Source organism: Paenibacillus sp. B2(2019) (genome assembly GCF_008370385.1).
GTDB lineage: Bacteria > Bacillota > Bacilli > Paenibacillales > Paenibacillaceae > Paenibacillus_AQ.
Genome location: NZ_VTZR01000002.1, coordinates 612,202 through 626,933 on the forward strand (window position 1 = coordinate 612,202; position 14,732 = coordinate 626,933).

Annotated in this window: 16 protein-coding genes; 13 read left to right on the plus strand and 3 right to left on the minus strand. The window is 42.1% G+C overall.

Annotated features, from left to right (window positions below; all coding sequences use genetic code 11):
• Positions 1–42 precede the first annotated feature (42 nt).
• Positions 43–690 carry a fructose-6-phosphate aldolase gene (gene fsa / locus PAENI_RS03120; RefSeq protein WP_149644213.1) on the minus strand — a complete coding sequence of 216 codons (648 nt, stop codon included), beginning with the start codon at positions 688–690 and terminating at the stop codon, positions 43–45.
• 235 nt (positions 691–925) lie between these two features.
• Here fsa and PAENI_RS03125 point away from each other — a divergent pair, with 235 nt between their 5' ends.
• The 8 genes from PAENI_RS03125 (at position 926) to PAENI_RS03160 (ending at position 9,109) form a co-directional block, all read left to right on the plus strand.
• Positions 926–1,378, plus strand: a complete 453-nt coding sequence (locus PAENI_RS03125; protein ID WP_143759423.1) for a hypothetical protein — start codon at positions 926–928, stop codon at positions 1,376–1,378.
• A gap of 78 nt (positions 1,379–1,456) precedes the next feature.
• Entirely contained in the window at positions 1,457–1,966 is a 510-nt protein-coding gene (locus tag PAENI_RS03130; protein ID WP_262495482.1) for a GNAT family N-acetyltransferase, read from the plus strand.
• Between the two features lie 67 nt (positions 1,967–2,033).
• Positions 2,034–2,714, plus strand: coding sequence for a ribose-5-phosphate isomerase RpiA (gene rpiA, locus PAENI_RS03135; protein ID WP_143764014.1), 681 nt, complete (start codon positions 2,034–2,036; stop codon positions 2,712–2,714).
• Positions 2,711–3,190 (plus strand): VanZ family protein, encoded by a 480-nt coding sequence (locus tag PAENI_RS03140; RefSeq protein ID WP_149644215.1) that lies wholly within the window; start codon positions 2,711–2,713, stop codon positions 3,188–3,190. The genes rpiA and PAENI_RS03140 overlap by 4 nt, the downstream gene beginning before the upstream one ends.
• A gap of 3 nt (positions 3,191–3,193) precedes the next feature.
• Positions 3,194–3,634 (plus strand): GNAT family N-acetyltransferase, encoded by a 441-nt coding sequence (locus tag PAENI_RS03145; RefSeq protein WP_149644216.1) that lies wholly within the window; start codon positions 3,194–3,196, stop codon positions 3,632–3,634.
• Positions 3,635–3,808: 174 nt separating this feature from the next.
• A complete protein-coding gene (locus tag PAENI_RS03150) occupies positions 3,809–4,264 on the plus strand; it encodes a MarR family winged helix-turn-helix transcriptional regulator (protein ID WP_076282879.1) in 456 nt (151 codons plus the stop codon).
• Positions 4,261–7,422, plus strand: coding sequence for an MMPL family transporter (locus PAENI_RS03155; RefSeq protein WP_149644217.1), 3,162 nt, complete (start codon positions 4,261–4,263; stop codon positions 7,420–7,422). The genes PAENI_RS03150 and PAENI_RS03155 overlap by 4 nt, the downstream gene beginning before the upstream one ends.
• Positions 7,423–7,705: 283 nt before the next feature.
• The gene (locus tag PAENI_RS03160; protein ID WP_262495483.1) at positions 7,706–9,109 is read left to right on the plus strand and encodes a lytic polysaccharide monooxygenase; all 1,404 of its coding nucleotides are present in this window, start codon (positions 7,706–7,708) and stop codon (positions 9,107–9,109) included.
• Between the two features lie 96 nt (positions 9,110–9,205).
• Here PAENI_RS03160 and PAENI_RS03165 read toward each other — a convergent pair whose 3' ends face one another.
• A complete protein-coding gene (locus tag PAENI_RS03165; protein WP_149644218.1) occupies positions 9,206–9,877 on the minus strand; it encodes a tetratricopeptide repeat protein in 672 nt (223 codons plus the stop codon).
• A 249-nt stretch (positions 9,878–10,126) separates the two neighbouring features.
• Between PAENI_RS03165 and PAENI_RS03170 the strand changes: the two genes are divergently transcribed.
• The 4 genes from PAENI_RS03170 (at position 10,127) to PAENI_RS31735 (ending at position 13,638) form a co-directional block, all read left to right on the plus strand.
• A complete protein-coding gene (locus tag PAENI_RS03170; RefSeq protein ID WP_223178895.1) occupies positions 10,127–11,626 on the plus strand; it encodes a stalk domain-containing protein in 1,500 nt (499 codons plus the stop codon).
• A gap of 88 nt (positions 11,627–11,714) precedes the next feature.
• Positions 11,715–12,308 carry an LOG family protein gene (locus tag PAENI_RS03175; RefSeq protein WP_149644220.1) on the plus strand — a complete coding sequence of 198 codons (594 nt, stop codon included), beginning with the start codon at positions 11,715–11,717 and terminating at the stop codon, positions 12,306–12,308.
• A 127-nt stretch (positions 12,309–12,435) separates the two neighbouring features.
• Positions 12,436–13,329, plus strand: coding sequence for a polysaccharide deacetylase family protein (locus PAENI_RS03180; protein ID WP_149644221.1), 894 nt, complete (start codon positions 12,436–12,438; stop codon positions 13,327–13,329).
• Between the two features lie 144 nt (positions 13,330–13,473).
• Positions 13,474–13,638, plus strand: coding sequence for a hypothetical protein (locus tag PAENI_RS31735; protein WP_188114458.1), 165 nt, complete (start codon positions 13,474–13,476; stop codon positions 13,636–13,638).
• Between the two features lie 73 nt (positions 13,639–13,711).
• On the opposite strand, the gene PAENI_RS03185 is transcribed toward PAENI_RS31735, so the two are convergent.
• Complete coding sequence (locus PAENI_RS03185) at positions 13,712–13,924, minus strand: hypothetical protein (protein WP_042187476.1); 213 nt, start codon at positions 13,922–13,924, stop codon at positions 13,712–13,714.
• A gap of 182 nt (positions 13,925–14,106) precedes the next feature.
• On the opposite strand from PAENI_RS03185, the gene PAENI_RS03190 reads away from it, so the two are divergent.
• Positions 14,107–14,700: a manganese efflux pump gene (locus PAENI_RS03190; RefSeq protein WP_149644222.1), complete on the plus strand. Its 594-nt coding sequence runs from the start codon at positions 14,107–14,109 to the stop codon at positions 14,698–14,700.
• Positions 14,701–14,732: the final 32 nt, after the last annotated feature.

The following is a 14,732-nucleotide window of genomic DNA, read 5'->3' on the forward strand; positions in this document are numbered from 1 at the left end:
AGCTTGCGGGATAGCCCTTTGATAAAAGAATGAAAGACAATCTTATGCTTGTGGTACGGATTCCCAATCCTTCAGGAAGCGTTCGATACCGTTATCTGTCAGCGGATGCTTCCAGAGGGTAGGCAGGAGCGAACCTGGGATAGTAGCAATGTGAGCACCAGCAAGAGCGGCTTGCTCAACATGCGCAATGTTACGGATGGATGCTGCAATAATTTCGGAAGTCATACCGTAATTAGTTAGGATGGTCTTCAGATCCTTGATCAGCTTCATTCCGTCAACACCGATATCATCCAGACGTCCTACGAAAGGAGAAATATAAGTTGCGCCTGCTTTTGCAGCCATCAAGCCTTGAGCCGCTGAGAAGACAAGCGTTACGTTAGTTTTGATACCTTTTTTTGTAAGCTCATAACAAGCTTCCAAGCCATCTTCAGTCATAGGGAGTTTAATGACAACGTTTGGAGCCCACTCAGCAATTTCGTATGCTTCTTTAAGCATTTCTTCTGCTTTAAGTCCGATTACTTCTGCGCTTACTGGACCTGGAACGATTGCTACGATTTCTTTGATAACATCTTTAAACAATCTTCCTTCTTTAGCGATGAGTGACGGGTTAGTCGTTACGCCATCCACTAATCCGAGGCGAGTAATACGTTTGATCTCTTCAATATTTCCGGTGTCCAAGAAAAACTTCATTTTAAGTTTCCTCCCTTGATTTCCATATGGATTGACAAACAATATTCATATTTTCATTATGAGACATGTCAAACGAAGTTTCAACTGTTATTTTGAATATTTCAAAATAACTTTATAGATTGAATATCGCTTACACTTGTTATAGTGTTGATAATATAGGATTGGTCTATGCAGTTATCCATGATAATATATAATCGGTATTGTTATTATGGAGTATTGGGTGGGACGTGATGAAATGTACTCGATATTAGTTATTTTGCTTGTGCTCGTGTTGTCAGTTGCCGGATTCTTGGCCTACCAGAACAGCAAATTGGTATCTAATCAGAAAAAATTAGGAACTTTATCACGCAATCCTTCACTAATGTATTCTATCTTTGACCAATCTTGCGCTGCTAGTGTGGAAGATCCAGACGTAATACCTTTAGTTCAATACACAGTTTTTGTGGAGTCCAGCGGGCAGGCAGTTGTGAATAAGCCTTTAGCAATCATTAATCTTTGTAGAGTAAGTGCGGGTAGAGGAAATCTAGTTCTCGCTGATGTCGAACGCAGTGTGCTGGAGCACATTAAATTGGCAGCCCCCTCAGATGCTTTCATTGAGCATAAAGCTTATTTACATAGGGCTGCTAACCACGCTGAAAAAGAGATGATCCTAAACTTAGAAGATGTAGTGAAATTACAATATACATAAGACAGAATGAAGAATATTGATTTTTTTGGCTGCAAGAAGGATAATACGAATTTGGATACAAGAAAAGAGGGAAATAGAGTGTCGCCCGTAACAGAAGTGAATTTTGAAGTAGTTGATCCAGAGAACGCTGATTTAAGAGAACTTATTACGTTTCTGGATGAGGAACTGAAGATGCGTTATCCGCATGAGACGATCTATGTTGTTGATTTCGAGGATCCCAAAGTAAAAGAAATGACTTTCGTAGTAGCCTACTTAAACGGAAAACCAGTGGGCTGTGGTGGGCTTCGTCCACTGGATTATATCGGAATAGAGATCGCAACGATGGAGTTGAAGCGCTTTTATGTAGATTCTAGTTATCGTAAAATGGGCATAGCTACAAATATGCTGTTATTCCTTGAAGAACAAGCATTAGCGGCGGGGTTTAAGGAGATCCGATTGGAGACCGGAATTAAGCAGCCAGAAGCGATTGCGCTTTACGTCAAGCATGGCTACCAACCGATTGATTTATTTGGACCCTACATAGGTGATCCGGATAGTCTCTGTTACGGCAAAAACTTGGATGTCGATGTTCTATCGGAGTCCTCCTGATTAATAGCTGATTTCAAGATTAATATACATTTTTTATAATGGATAACATGGGGGTATTAAAATGAGTATCAACGTTAAACAACTAGCAGCTGAAAAAGCAGTGGAATATGTAGAAGATGGAATGAAGGTAGGTCTGGGTACGGGATCAACTGCCTACTGGGCAATCCGCAAGCTCGGTGAACGCGTCAGTGAAGGCTTGAAAATTACCGCAGTAGCTACTTCACGCGCTTCCGAAGAGCAAGCACGAGAGCTGGGAATTCCACTGGTAGCTTTTGGTGATATTGATAGTCTGGACTTAACCATTGACGGAGCGGACGAGCTAGACAGCAGTCTGCAACTAATTAAAGGCGGCGGCGGCGCTTTGCTTCGTGAGAAGATTGTAGCTAGTAATAGTACCCGAATGATTGTGATTGCCGATGAAGGTAAAGTTGTAAACACGCTAGGCAAATTTCCGTTGCCGGTGGAAATCGTTCCTTTCGCGTGGGAATGGACTGTGGCAGAGCTTGCCAAACTGGGTTGCCAACCTGAATTGCGTCGCAGCGGAGAAGAGCTGTACAAGACGGATAATGGCAATTACATTGCGGACTGCCGATTTGAAGCGATAGAAGCTGCACCGAAGCTTGCACTGACCATCCAAAACATCCCAGGTGTTGTAGATCACGGCCTATTTATTGGGATTGCAGCGATGGCGATCGTAGGTAAACTTGATGGAACTATCGAAATTATTGAAGCTCAACCTAAGAATTGATTAACCGCAGACATAAAGAAACTTACCGTTCATGGCCGCTAAAAGGATTGACACGGGTAGTGCTAACTCTGTATAGTGCTACTGTTATCTATTGGATGTTTATCGGATTTGGACGTGAGGTACATACCGGAGGTCCTCTTCAGTATAATCTGGTTCCATTTCGCACGGTGTCACTTTATTTCAACTTGGATAACGATTTATCACTTATCAATCGGTTAGTAAATCTGCTAGGAAATGTTGTAGTTTTTATTCCATTTGGTTTTCTTTCGCCATTAGTTAAGAAACGTCCGGTTTCTTGGCTTAGGATCTCGCTATATGCTGTCCCTTGTATACTGCTTTTGGAGTGCTTGCAAATGCTGCTGCATGTGGGAAGCTTCGATATTGATGATTTACTATTAAACATGCTGGGTGTGTGGACAGGCTACGGATTGTTTCGAGTGATTAGCTTTAAAAGGAACAAAGAAGGAGAAATGTGAAGAATGTTGATTGATCTTAAACCCCTCATTGGTACATCTGAGGTGAATGAGCTGTTGACCTATGCGGTCATAGATGATCCGAATGCTCTACAGCAGACTTCGTCTGAGTATAGCGAACAAGCCGAGTTAAAGTTATATGGCTGGGAAGAGGAAGAATTACTGCTTGGTCTTGTAGGCTTTGAAGAAACAGAAGATGGTTCCTTGGATATTCGGCATATCGCTGTATTGCCAGAGAACAGAGGAAAAGGCTATGCACGGGGGATGATTCTGGAGCTGCTTACTACGCGTCAGCCGCGTTATCTGGTAGCTGAAACAGAGGATGAGATTGCTGCAGATTTCTACCGTAGTCTTGGGTTCATGGTGTACAGCCTCGGCGAAAATGCAGCAGGCATTGAAACGCTGAGATGTGTTTATGAAGTAGAAGAGATCGAGGATGAAGAATAAACAGTTTTTAAAAGACATACAATGGCAGGTCGAGATGAAATCTCGGCCTGTTTTTTTGTTGGGTACACTTTAAATTGTTCCTTAGAATTGTAATGTTGACTTTTGAAATAAACGGGATTATAGTTTGACAATGAAACTGTTCTACAGTTGAACTATATTTGGAGGTAGGAAGCTTTGGAAGATGAAGTTCAGCATTGGATTAACCGTTATATGGATGCTTATATGATGGTGACTCGACAAGTAGCCGCAAGAATTAAAGATAGCATTGCTGCAGATACAACGAATGATCAGTATCAAATTCTGCGTCTGATTAATGCTCAGGAACAATGTACATCTACATATCTAGCAGAAACTTTTTGCGTGGGTAAAAGCTCCATTACAGCAATAATCAACAGACTGGTGCAAGCGGGCATTATTGAGCGCACTCGTGACGAGAATGATCGTCGTCAGGTGTATTTATCGATGTCAGAGCATGGTAAAAGAGTATTTGAAGCAGCTGAGTCGCAAGTACATGAAGTAGTGGCCCCGTATTTGTTTCATTTTGAAAAGAAGGATATTGAGACGTTCATCATGATGTTTGAGAAACTGGCAAGTCTAATTCAGAATGATAATGGAGGGAAGAGCCAATGAAGACGATTCTAAAAGCAAGATGGGCGGTTATCGCAATCTGGCTCGCTGTAGCGGTGGTGCTAGTGATGACGGCCCCGTCTTTCTCTGATCTTGTCCGTGAGAAGGGGCAGGTTACCGTTCCAGAGGGATACCCTTCATCAAGAGCAGCAGAAATCATGAAGGAAGCGTCAAGTGACAAGGGAGGCGAATCACTCCATCAAGTAGCCCTTGTGTTCAATAACCCGAAGGGAATCGGAGCGGAAGAAACAGCAAGTATTCAACAAGGCGTTGAGAAGCTGGCTGCGAATAAGGAAGCTTTGCAGTTAGATTCCATCACCGATCCTTTTTCACAAAGTGAGCTTAAAGATACATTGATTGCCAAAGATGGCAAGACTATTATGGTGGCGTTGTCGGTAAAAGGTGAAGGAGAGGCTGTTACTGCTCTGCCAGATAAAGTGGATGAGATGCTCTCAGGTGTTAAAGCAGAACATTATTTGACCAGTGAAGGTCTGATTACAGAGGATATGATTGCAAGCTCAGAAGCAGGGCTAAAGAAGTCGGAGTATATTACAGTTGTCTTTATCCTACTTATTCTATTCGTCGTGTTTCGTTCGTTCGTAGCGCCTTTTGTACCGCTGCTGACCGTGGGTATCAGCTATATTGTATCCCAATCTGTTGTGGCTTTTTTGGTGGATCGTTATGATTTTCCTTTATCAACGTTTACTCAAATCTTTATGGTTGCGGTCATGTTCGGGATCGGTACGGATTATTGTATTCTGCTGATCAGTCGCTTTAAAGAAGAATTGATGACCGCAGAAGATACTAAAAGTGCAATCATTGCAACTTATCGAAAAGCTGGAGGAACGGTGTTCTATTCGGGCTTAGCGGTGTTTGTAGGTTTTGTAGCGATTGGGTTATCGAAATTTATCCTTTATCGTTCAGCAGTAGCTGTTGCAGTTGGTATTGCAGTTATGCTATTGGCACTTGTGACGATTGTTCCATTCTTTATGGCTGTTCTAGGCAAAAAGCTATTCTGGCCCTCCCGTGGCAAGCTGGAGCATAGTGAGAGCCGTATTTGGGGATGGGCAGGTTCTTTTTCTTTAAAAAGACCGTGGGCCGCACTTCTAATCGTTGCAGTAATCGTATCCCCATTCCTAGTTACCTTTAGCGGTAAGCTGTCCTTTAACAGCTTGGAGGAAATTGGCTCGGAATATGCTTCGGTAAAAGGTTTTAATATTATTTCGGAGAGCTTCGGACCAGGTGAATCGATGCCTGGCAAGATCGTTATCAAGAATGATGATCGTATGGACAATTCAGAATATCTGGGACTTGCGGAGAAAATTAGCCGCGAGCTGGAAAAAGTGGATAGTGTAAAATCTGTTCGGAGTATGTCACGTCCAACAGGTGAGTTGATTAGTGATTTCTTGATTCCGAATCAGGTGGGTAGTCTTTCTGATGGACTGGACCGGAGTAACGAAGGTCTGACCAAGATTCAGACCGGCTTGTCTGAAGCTAGTAAACAGCTTAGCGATAATGCTCCTAAACTTACAGAGGCTGTTGCAGGGAGTGCTAAGCTGACAGAGGGCACAGCGGATCTCAAAGACGGAATTGTTGCTTTAGGTGCTGGGCTCACCCAGATTGAGAGTGGGATTAAGAGTGGCTCAGCGGGTGCAGGAGAGATCAAATCCGGTCTTCAGCAGGCAGCAACAAGTGCTAAACAGTTAGCAGATGCAAATGCGAAGTTACTTGAGGGCTATAAAAAAATCGGTGGGGGCTTAACCCAGCTGGATGAAGGACTCGGGCAGCTTCCGAAGCAGCTACAAGGTGTTGCAGAGGCATTAAAAGGATTGGACGGTTCCTTCGCTGGCCTAGAGAGCAGTTATCCGGAAATTGTTCAGGATGTAAATTATTTGACGATTAAAGGTACAGTAGCACAAAGTGGTACGGGTGCAGCGCAAATAGCAGCCGGTCTTGGTCAGGTTTCAGAACAGCTTAAAGGTGCAGCTACTGGCTTAAATGAAGCGAATGCCGGTTATGCCAAAGCTGCGGCTGGGCAAACCGCGCTCGCGCAAGGTTTAGCTAAGCTTGTAGCTGGAATCGGTCAACTGCAATCTGGACTCGATCAGGCGGCAGCAGGTCAAGGACAGATCGTAGAAAAGATTCCATCTATCACAAGTGGTCTTGATCAATTGCAAGGCGGACAGAAGCAGCTTGCAGATGGTTTTGGTGAATTGACAGGTCAGATTGGAGCCTTAACCACTGGACTAAGCGATAGTGCTGATGGATTGAAGCAAATTACAAGCGGTCTGGGCTCGGCACAAGAATACTTGAATCAGATTCAAGCGGCTAAGGATGAAGAGCTGAGCGGATTCTTCGTACCGGCTGAGGCACTTAAAGCTGAAGGTATAAAGCAGGTATTTGACACGTACTTATCTGATGACCGTAAGGTGATGACATTGGACGTGGTATTCACCGAGAATCCTTACAGCTCAGAGGCTATAGATAGTGTGGGTGATATTCAAGCAGCAGTAGATCGTGCAGTTAAAGGTACGAAGCTTGAAAATGCTGAAACAGCTATTAGCGGGGTTACAAGTAGTCAAAGCGATTTGCGGAATATTTCCAATGAAGACTATACGCGTACAGTAATCTTGATGCTGAGCGGTATTTTCATCATATTAGTGTTGCTGCTTCGTTCAATCGTAATGCCGATTTACCTTATCATTTCACTTTTGATCACTTACTTTTCAGCGTTGGGCGTTACAGAGGCTATTTTCGTTAATCTTCTGCACTATGAAGGGATTACCTGGACGACGCCATTCTTTAGTTTTGTTATGCTGATTGCACTAGGTGTGGATTATAGCATTTTCTTAATGGCCCGGTTTAACGAAAATAAAACATGGGACGTAAAAGAAGCGATTCTACACGCTATGCGCAATATGGGTACAGTTATCCTTTCAGCTGTAGTTATTCTGGGTGGTACCTTCGCTTCGATGTATCCTTCTGGGGTATTGTCGATGATGCAGATTGCTACAGTGGTGCTCGTAGGATTGGCCTTGTATGCTTTAATCTTCCTGCCGTTCTTTGTCCCTGTAATGGTACGGATCTTCGGCCGAGGAAATTGGTGGCCATTTTCGGTTAAACAGAGCGGAGAAGCTAACAAGCAGGATTTAAATATGTAAATGGGACTATACCCCATTTATGAATCAGAAGTCATAACAAGTTGTTTTTTTGCAGCCAGCCACCGATATATTTATCGGTGGCTGGCTTTTTATTTGAGTAGAATGAATCGTTTCGATGGGGCATTATTAGCGGGGAGAACTACTAATCCGTTCAATTGTCATGGGTCTTTTATCCATTGACGTCTGGTTCTTTAGGTTATTGTTATTATGTTTTCAGAAAATTATAATAACACTGGATTTGTTTTCAAAGTCTCCAAATTACAACAAGAAGGCGAGATGATGAATGATGAAAGTAAGCATGAAGAACAGCAGTATCGCAAAGAAGGTTGCTCCATTTGTTATTACTGTGGGGGTTATTGCCGGAGTAGGACTTATCGATACCGATAAAGTGTTAGGACACGGTTATGTATCCGAACCAGCAAGTCGTGCGAAGCTTGGTGCAGCGAATAATGTGGGTTCTGTACAATATGAGCCACAGAGTCTAGAGGCACCAAAGGGTTTCCCATTGGCGGGTCCTGCGGACGGGAAGATTGCATCTGCGGGTGGAATGTTCGGAGGAATTCTGGATCAACAATCAAGTGATCGCTGGATTAAGCACGATATGGTTGGCGGAGTCAATGACATCACTTGGTATCATACAGCACAACATAGAACAACAAAATGGCATTACTATATTACGAAAAAAGGTTGGAATCCTAATACGCCAATTAAACGTTCCGATTTAGAGCTTATTGGAACTTTTGAAAATGGCGGTAAACAGCCTGAGCGTTCTGTGACGCACATAGTAAATGTCCCAACTGACCGCAGTGGATACCATGTTATTTTGGCGGTGTGGGATATTGATGATACAGCGAATGCCTTCTACCAAGTCATTGATGTGAATCTAAAGAACGGTGAATCAGGACCTGGGGTACAACCAGACACGGAGAAGCCGTCAACAGTAACGGGGTTACACACGATGAGTGTAGAATCGAGCAGTGTAGATCTTATGTGGAATGCTGCAACAGATAACGTAGGCGTAGATCATTACATGATTTATCGCGGGGATAGCGTCGGTATAGCGAAACAAATCGGAACATCCTCAACAACGAGCTTTAAAGACATTACTGTAGAAGCAGGTAAAATTTATACATATTATATTGTTGCGGTGGATCGTGCAGGAAACACGTCAGGCTCAAGTAATATTATTGTTGTTAGCACACAAAACCCGGAAGTGGTTATACCTCCAGTGGAAACACCAGATACTGTGAAGCCTTCGATGGTTGAGGGGCTGCATACCATGTCAGTGAAGCACAATAGTGTTAATCTGATGTGGAACGCCGCCCAAGATAATGTAGGTGTTGATCATTATGTTGTGTATCGAGAGGGTGTTGAATTGACCCAAACTAAGGGAACTTCCTTTACGGATTTATCGGTGCAAGCTTCCACTACGTACAATTATCATGTGAGAGCTGTAGACGCTGCTGGTAATATTTCAGACAAGAGCTCTTTGTATACAGTCACAACCCTTGTGAAACCCGTATTACCAGATGTAGCAGCTTGGAATGCAACCGGGTTGTACATTGTAGGAACAAAAGTTGAATACAAGGGTAACGTTTATGAAGCTCGAGTGACATTTAGAAGTTTCGGTGATACCAACTGGAATCCGGAGTCGGCATTATCGCTTTGGAAATTAGTGACGAACTAATAACATCGTTTCCCCCCAATTTATTATAAAAAAAACGGAGGTCATTTCTGATAATCAGAAGTGATCTCCGTTTTTTGGGTTAAGGAGTCGTCAAGTTTATTTCATCTTGGCAAAAAAGCTGCGCAACGCCCAACCGCGCTCCTGCCGTTTTTTATATTTAGGAAGTGAACGATAAACAGCGGTGGACTCTTCGAAAGCTCGTTTCGCATCCTCTGATCTGCCAAGCGCTTTATACATCGAGCCAGCCAGATAATACGCCTCAGAAGAAGAAGACTGGATTTCTTGATACTGAGTAACGTAATGTAATGCTTTATCATGATTCGTATGGCGGAAAGTTTCCGCTAACCAAAGATATGGCTGTCCATATCGAGCCTTACGGTTGATCTCCAGACCACGAAGCATTTGTGCTTCGCCTTCCTCCAAAGCGCCTAGCTTAAGATTCACATGTCCGAGTTCTACCCAATATTCAGCAGATTGTTCATAACGGTCCTCGATTTGCAGTAGGAGATCCTTCGCTTCCCTGTATTTTTTACGTTCTGCCAAACTCCGCGCTAAATCAAATTTGGATGAAACATCATTAGGATTTAAAGAAATGGTTGTACGTAACTTGGAAATTTGACGCATTCTTTTGAAGGGCTTTGTAATGCTGGGGAAGATGCCCACATATCGCCGATCCAAGAAATACAAGATAAGAAGCAGGATGAATATAGCCAGAAAAGGGTTGCCCACTAATCTGAAGAGCAGTAAAACACCTATAAATTTAAGCATAACTTCCCTCCATAATCATTTGGTTCCGGTATTGCGATTGAAAAGAGTAGATCCAAGGCAGCGTAATTATAACATAATTCAAAGCAATCTGAATCCCAGGATTTAAAAATTATACAACTTTGAGCAGCTTAATAGCGTCTTAGTGTAAGATGAATAATAATTACAATAATATCATAAGAAGGGAAAAACAAGATGAACTTATTAGCAAGGAAGCTACAGCTGTTTAGTTTGGTTGTTTGTTCTACTTTTATGGCTGTTACGTCAGTCCCACAAGTGATAAGCGCGGATCCCTCTTCCGCGAAGCTGAGTGGAATTAAGGAGATTGTTGCCACTTCTGGATTTTGGGGAGGGAGCTCCTTCGCACTGGGAACTGACGGAACCGTATGGTCTTGGGGGAGCAATGTTTTTGGACAATTTGCAAATGGAACTGCAGGTCCTGAAGGGTGGACGATTACTCCCCATAGCATAGCAGCGCTTGATCGTACGAAGCAGTTAGAGATCGGTGGAATTTATTATGTTGCGCTGAACGAAGACGGGACGGTTAAAGCTTGGGGAGATTACCGGGATAAGAATGCTATAGAAGCAGGCAATGGGGTAAGCACTAAACAGCACAAGGTGCTGCTTCCTCAGGTTATCTCTGGGATGACCGATGTAGTCAGTATAGCTTCAGGCATACACAATACCTTAGCTTTGAGAAAGGATGGAAGCGTACTCCAGTGGAATCCTCCAGAAATCACTGATGTAGGTTTTACAGAGTTGCCTGCTGCTACCAAGGTTCAGGGTTTAAGTGAGGTAATGTGGGTCGGTAACAGTGACTATCAGGCCGCAATTCGCACCAACGGTACTCTTTGGATTTGGAGCGCTAACCCGCAAATAGAGAATACAAAAGCGGTGAAGAAGCCGACCCCAGTCAAGGATTTATATCATGTGAAGTCCGTTTCTATGAACTGGAGGAGTATACTGGCGTTAACTGAGAATGGAAGTGTCTGGGCAACGGTTGACAGCAATAATTATAACGAAATCATGATGAAGAAGATGCCAGGTCTTACGGATATTGTATCTGTTCAGACGAAAAATGGGTTCAATCTTGTTGCCAATAAAAAAGGAGAATACTGGGTATGGGAAGCTGGCACTTTATTGCAAGGTCTGCAAAAGATCACAGTCATAAAGCCGATCTCCAAACTTACGCTGGATTTAGGTGGCTTTGTAGCTGTTAAAAAAGATGGCACCGCGTGGACTTGGAATACCCAATCATCAACCGACAGTAAATGGGTCTTTACTAAGCCTAAACAAATCAAAGGCTTGAGTAATCCGGTTTCTTTTGCCACGGGGGAAAATAGTAAATATGCAGTTTTGAAGGATGGAACAGCAGTAGCTTGGGGGACGAATATGTTTGGTCAACTTGGAATCAGCGCGCTTGATTCACGTCCTTTTACTGTATCTCCTATCTTGAAGCCTGTTACTGTAATCGTGGATGGGAAGAAGATCGACTCCGCACAGTCTGCTATATTCTTGGATGGAAGTGTAAGAGTACCGATCAGGGAAGTGGCGGAAAATCTGGGCTACACCCTCTCATGGGACGGAGATATGACGCTCTCGAAAGAAGGCAAGAAAATCATCTTTAAAGAGGGAGCCATTAAAGTAAGTTATGCATCACTTGTTCCAGCGGCAGCTTTGGCTAAGGCACTAGGTGTTACTGCAGAGTGGAATAGTAAACTGTACCAATTAACGATACAAACAAAAAGATGACTTTCATTTAACACTTATTTTAATATTCTGATGTACAATAAGTGAATTATCTCAATTGAACCATAATAACCAGTCTGGAGTGATAGGTATGACTTTTACAATATGTGTGTTCGCCGGTTCAAATCCAGGTCTTAATTCAGAATATACAGAAATGGCTAGAGAGTTGGGTTATCATATAGCTGCACAAGGTTGTAGGCTGGTTTATGGAGGTTCAAGAAATGGCCTGATGGGACAGGTGGCAGACGGAGTGTTGGCAAATGGTGGTGAGGTCGTCGGTATCATGCCAGTGGATCTTTTTAAAGATGAAATCAGGCATTCTGGGTTAACGAATCTGATTGAGGTCTCTAGTATGCATGAACGAAAGGCCGTTATGAGCGGTATGGCTGATGCGTTTATTGCCCTGCCGGGTGGTCTCGGAACCTTTGATGAGTTATTTGAAATTCTATGCTGGATGCAGATTGGGATTCATCAGAAGCCAATAGGGCTGCTGAATATAAGAGGTTATTTTAATCCACTGTTAGCCATGATCACTCACAGTGTAAGTGAAGGGTTTGCTCCAAAAAATGCGTTGAAAATGTTAGATATGAACTCTGATCCCGAATATTTGCTTGAACTGATGAGAGGTCAAGTTGATCATAGTAATAAAGGTTTTGGGAACGCTAGATTTCCATCACAGCGTTAGATTCTAGGCTTCCACTGCTATAGGGAGCAAATGAACGGTTTACACAATAAGGACGCAAACACTTAACGGTGATTGCGTCCTTATTGTTATTTTTTAAAAAAATCATTCATTAATAGGGGGAAGGTTTATGATACAAAAATTAGGTTTTGCGATTGACGACCGTTTGTTAATTATTAATGCCGACGATTTTGGAATAACTAAAGGAACTAATGAAGCTATTGTTAACTTATTTGAAGAAAAAGCAATAACATCCACATCTATTATGATCCCTTGCCCAGACTCAAATGAAGCAATGGAGATTGTCAATAGTAAAGGGATAAAGAATATTGGAATTCATCTAACTTTAACAAGCGGCGAGAAACATCTGTATCAACCAGTATTCAAAGAAAGAAATTTAAATAGTTTAATTACGGTGGAAGGATATTTTCATCAAGATGCCACTCTTCTGGAAAGAAACGCTGCTGCTAATGAGGTTAAATTAGAGATGGAATCGCAGATCCAAAGTGCAATTGTACAAGGCATTGATCCAACTCATCTGGATAGTCATGGTGGAAGCATTATGGGGTTATTCACAGGACGAGATTTTATAGAAATAACATTTGATTTATGTGAAAAGTACCAACTACCCTTTAATTTACCTAGTAGGATCTTAGACCAACCATTTTTTAATAATGATCAATTGAGATTGTTTCAAAAAAGAATTTCTTCAGCAAAAGAGAGGGGGATTTTATTAATCGATGATATAGTTTCTCTTCCATATTGTTTTAACCCCACTGCTGAGTACAGCAAAATGAAAAGGAGATTAACTGATCTATTAAAGAATCTAAAACCTGGAGTAACCCAGTTAACTATACATCCTTCTAAAAAAACAGAGCAGTTAATAGCGATAACGGAATGTTATACAGAAAGAGAATTGGAGTATCTTCTTCTAAATGATATTGAAATTAAGCAAGTGATTAATAATGAGCAAATCAAACTTATTTCGTGGAGAGACATTCGTGATTTACAAAGAGGTATTTAGCGCATTGCAAAAAGGGATCATTTAAATTTGTTTAAACAGAAAGTCATAAAAGTGATTAAACTTTGGAGAAGCTGGGTAAGTAACCATATGCAATTAAGCGAAAATAGAAATTTCAGGAACGACACGGAAGGAGGTTAGAATTCAATGAATGTGATGGTACATAATCTTATGGCTTACAATCATCAGTTTTTTAGACCTCAGCCCGTGGTCAATCCTAAACAAGAGAGATCTAATAAGAAGAAGCAGAGTTTTCAGGAAGTCTTGAATGAAAAAATGAAAGTGTATGGCACATACAAAAATATTAAGTAAGAGCTACTACATATGTCTGCTGAAAAAAGCCGGAACGCATTGATCCCAAGGGTCACTGTGTTCCGGCTTTTTTTTAGGGTCTAACCTCATAAAATTGGCAACTCTTACGAGCGTAATAAGTCAGATCGCTAACCCTCGACTGAATAACTACATCAGAATCGGTGAAGCGGACAACAGTGGCCCCTGAATTCACCAAATGATCGTCCTGAAATACACGAACAGGTAGTTTGCGGTCAACGGCTTCTTGGAAATCGCTGTCTGTTAGCAGCGGGCGGTTAATTGGCATAAGTATTTAACTCCTTTTGATCATTTAATGAAGTTAGAAATAAAAATAGTATACCTGTGGAAGCATGAGAAATCCAATGTAAATGAAGCTGACGAACATTTTATGAGCAGCACATTTGGACAAAATTCTATACGCCCATCTCAGACATAACATAATTATGAATGTATTAAGGGGGTCTAGATATGCATTGGCTTTCCATCATCATTATTGGGTTGGCTTCAAATTTGGATAACTTAGGAATAGGCGTTTCCTTTGGCGCTAGGTCCACAAGAATTACACCATTTTCTAATCTGATTATTGCTGTTCTGTCGATGCTGGCTACCTTCCTTTCAATTACCTCAGGAGAATATGTATCAGAATATTTCTCGGAGGCACTTGGCAATGCCATCGGTGGCTGCTTGATTCTCTTTATGGGAATCTGGAGTATAAGAGCTGTGTATAAGAAACCAACTTCAAGTGTAAGCATGGATATAGAGACCAACGTCCTCAGCACATCTTCTACAGATACTGGCTATCGTCATGTTTTAAAATGGCAAGAATCGGTGTGGTTGGGTGTGGCGCTAGCTATCAATTGTATTGCTACAGGCTTTGGAGCAGGGATCAGCGGCGTGAACGCAACATTCACAGCGATCTCAGTGGGTGCCTTTTCGTTTATCACTGTTGCTGCCGGAATGAAAATCGGGAATCGAATGTCTAAAACTTGGCTAGGCAAACATTCTGATCTTATCGGTGGATTGTTATTAGTAGGCATAGGTCTGTATGAAATATTGATTTAAGCTGATCTTGAGTTCGTAATAATTTCCACCAT

Coding starts and splice junctions, on each gene's coding strand:
- PAENI_RS03190 (WP_149644222.1), top strand. CDS start 14,107: ATGCATTGGCTTTCCATCATCATTATTGGGTTGGCTTCAAATTTGGAT.
- PAENI_RS03160 (WP_262495483.1), top strand. CDS start 7,706: ATGATGAAAGTAAGCATGAAGAACAGCAGTATCGCAAAGAAGGTTGCT.
- PAENI_RS31735 (WP_188114458.1), top strand. CDS start 13,474: ATGAATGTGATGGTACATAATCTTATGGCTTACAATCATCAGTTTTTT.
- PAENI_RS03125 (WP_143759423.1), top strand. CDS start 926: ATGTACTCGATATTAGTTATTTTGCTTGTGCTCGTGTTGTCAGTTGCC.
- PAENI_RS03175 (WP_149644220.1), top strand. CDS start 11,715: ATGACTTTTACAATATGTGTGTTCGCCGGTTCAAATCCAGGTCTTAAT.
- PAENI_RS03165 (WP_149644218.1), bottom strand. CDS start 9,877: ATGCTTAAATTTATAGGTGTTTTACTGCTCTTCAGATTAGTGGGCAAC.
- PAENI_RS03185 (WP_042187476.1), bottom strand. CDS start 13,924: ATGCCAATTAACCGCCCGCTGCTAACAGACAGCGATTTCCAAGAAGCC.
- fsa (WP_149644213.1), bottom strand. CDS start 690: ATGAAGTTTTTCTTGGACACCGGAAATATTGAAGAGATCAAACGTATT.
- PAENI_RS03145 (WP_149644216.1), top strand. CDS start 3,194: ATGTTGATTGATCTTAAACCCCTCATTGGTACATCTGAGGTGAATGAG.
- PAENI_RS03170 (WP_223178895.1), top strand. CDS start 10,127: ATGGCTGTTACGTCAGTCCCACAAGTGATAAGCGCGGATCCCTCTTCC.
- PAENI_RS03155 (WP_149644217.1), top strand. CDS start 4,261: ATGAAGACGATTCTAAAAGCAAGATGGGCGGTTATCGCAATCTGGCTC.
- PAENI_RS03180 (WP_149644221.1), top strand. CDS start 12,436: ATGATACAAAAATTAGGTTTTGCGATTGACGACCGTTTGTTAATTATT.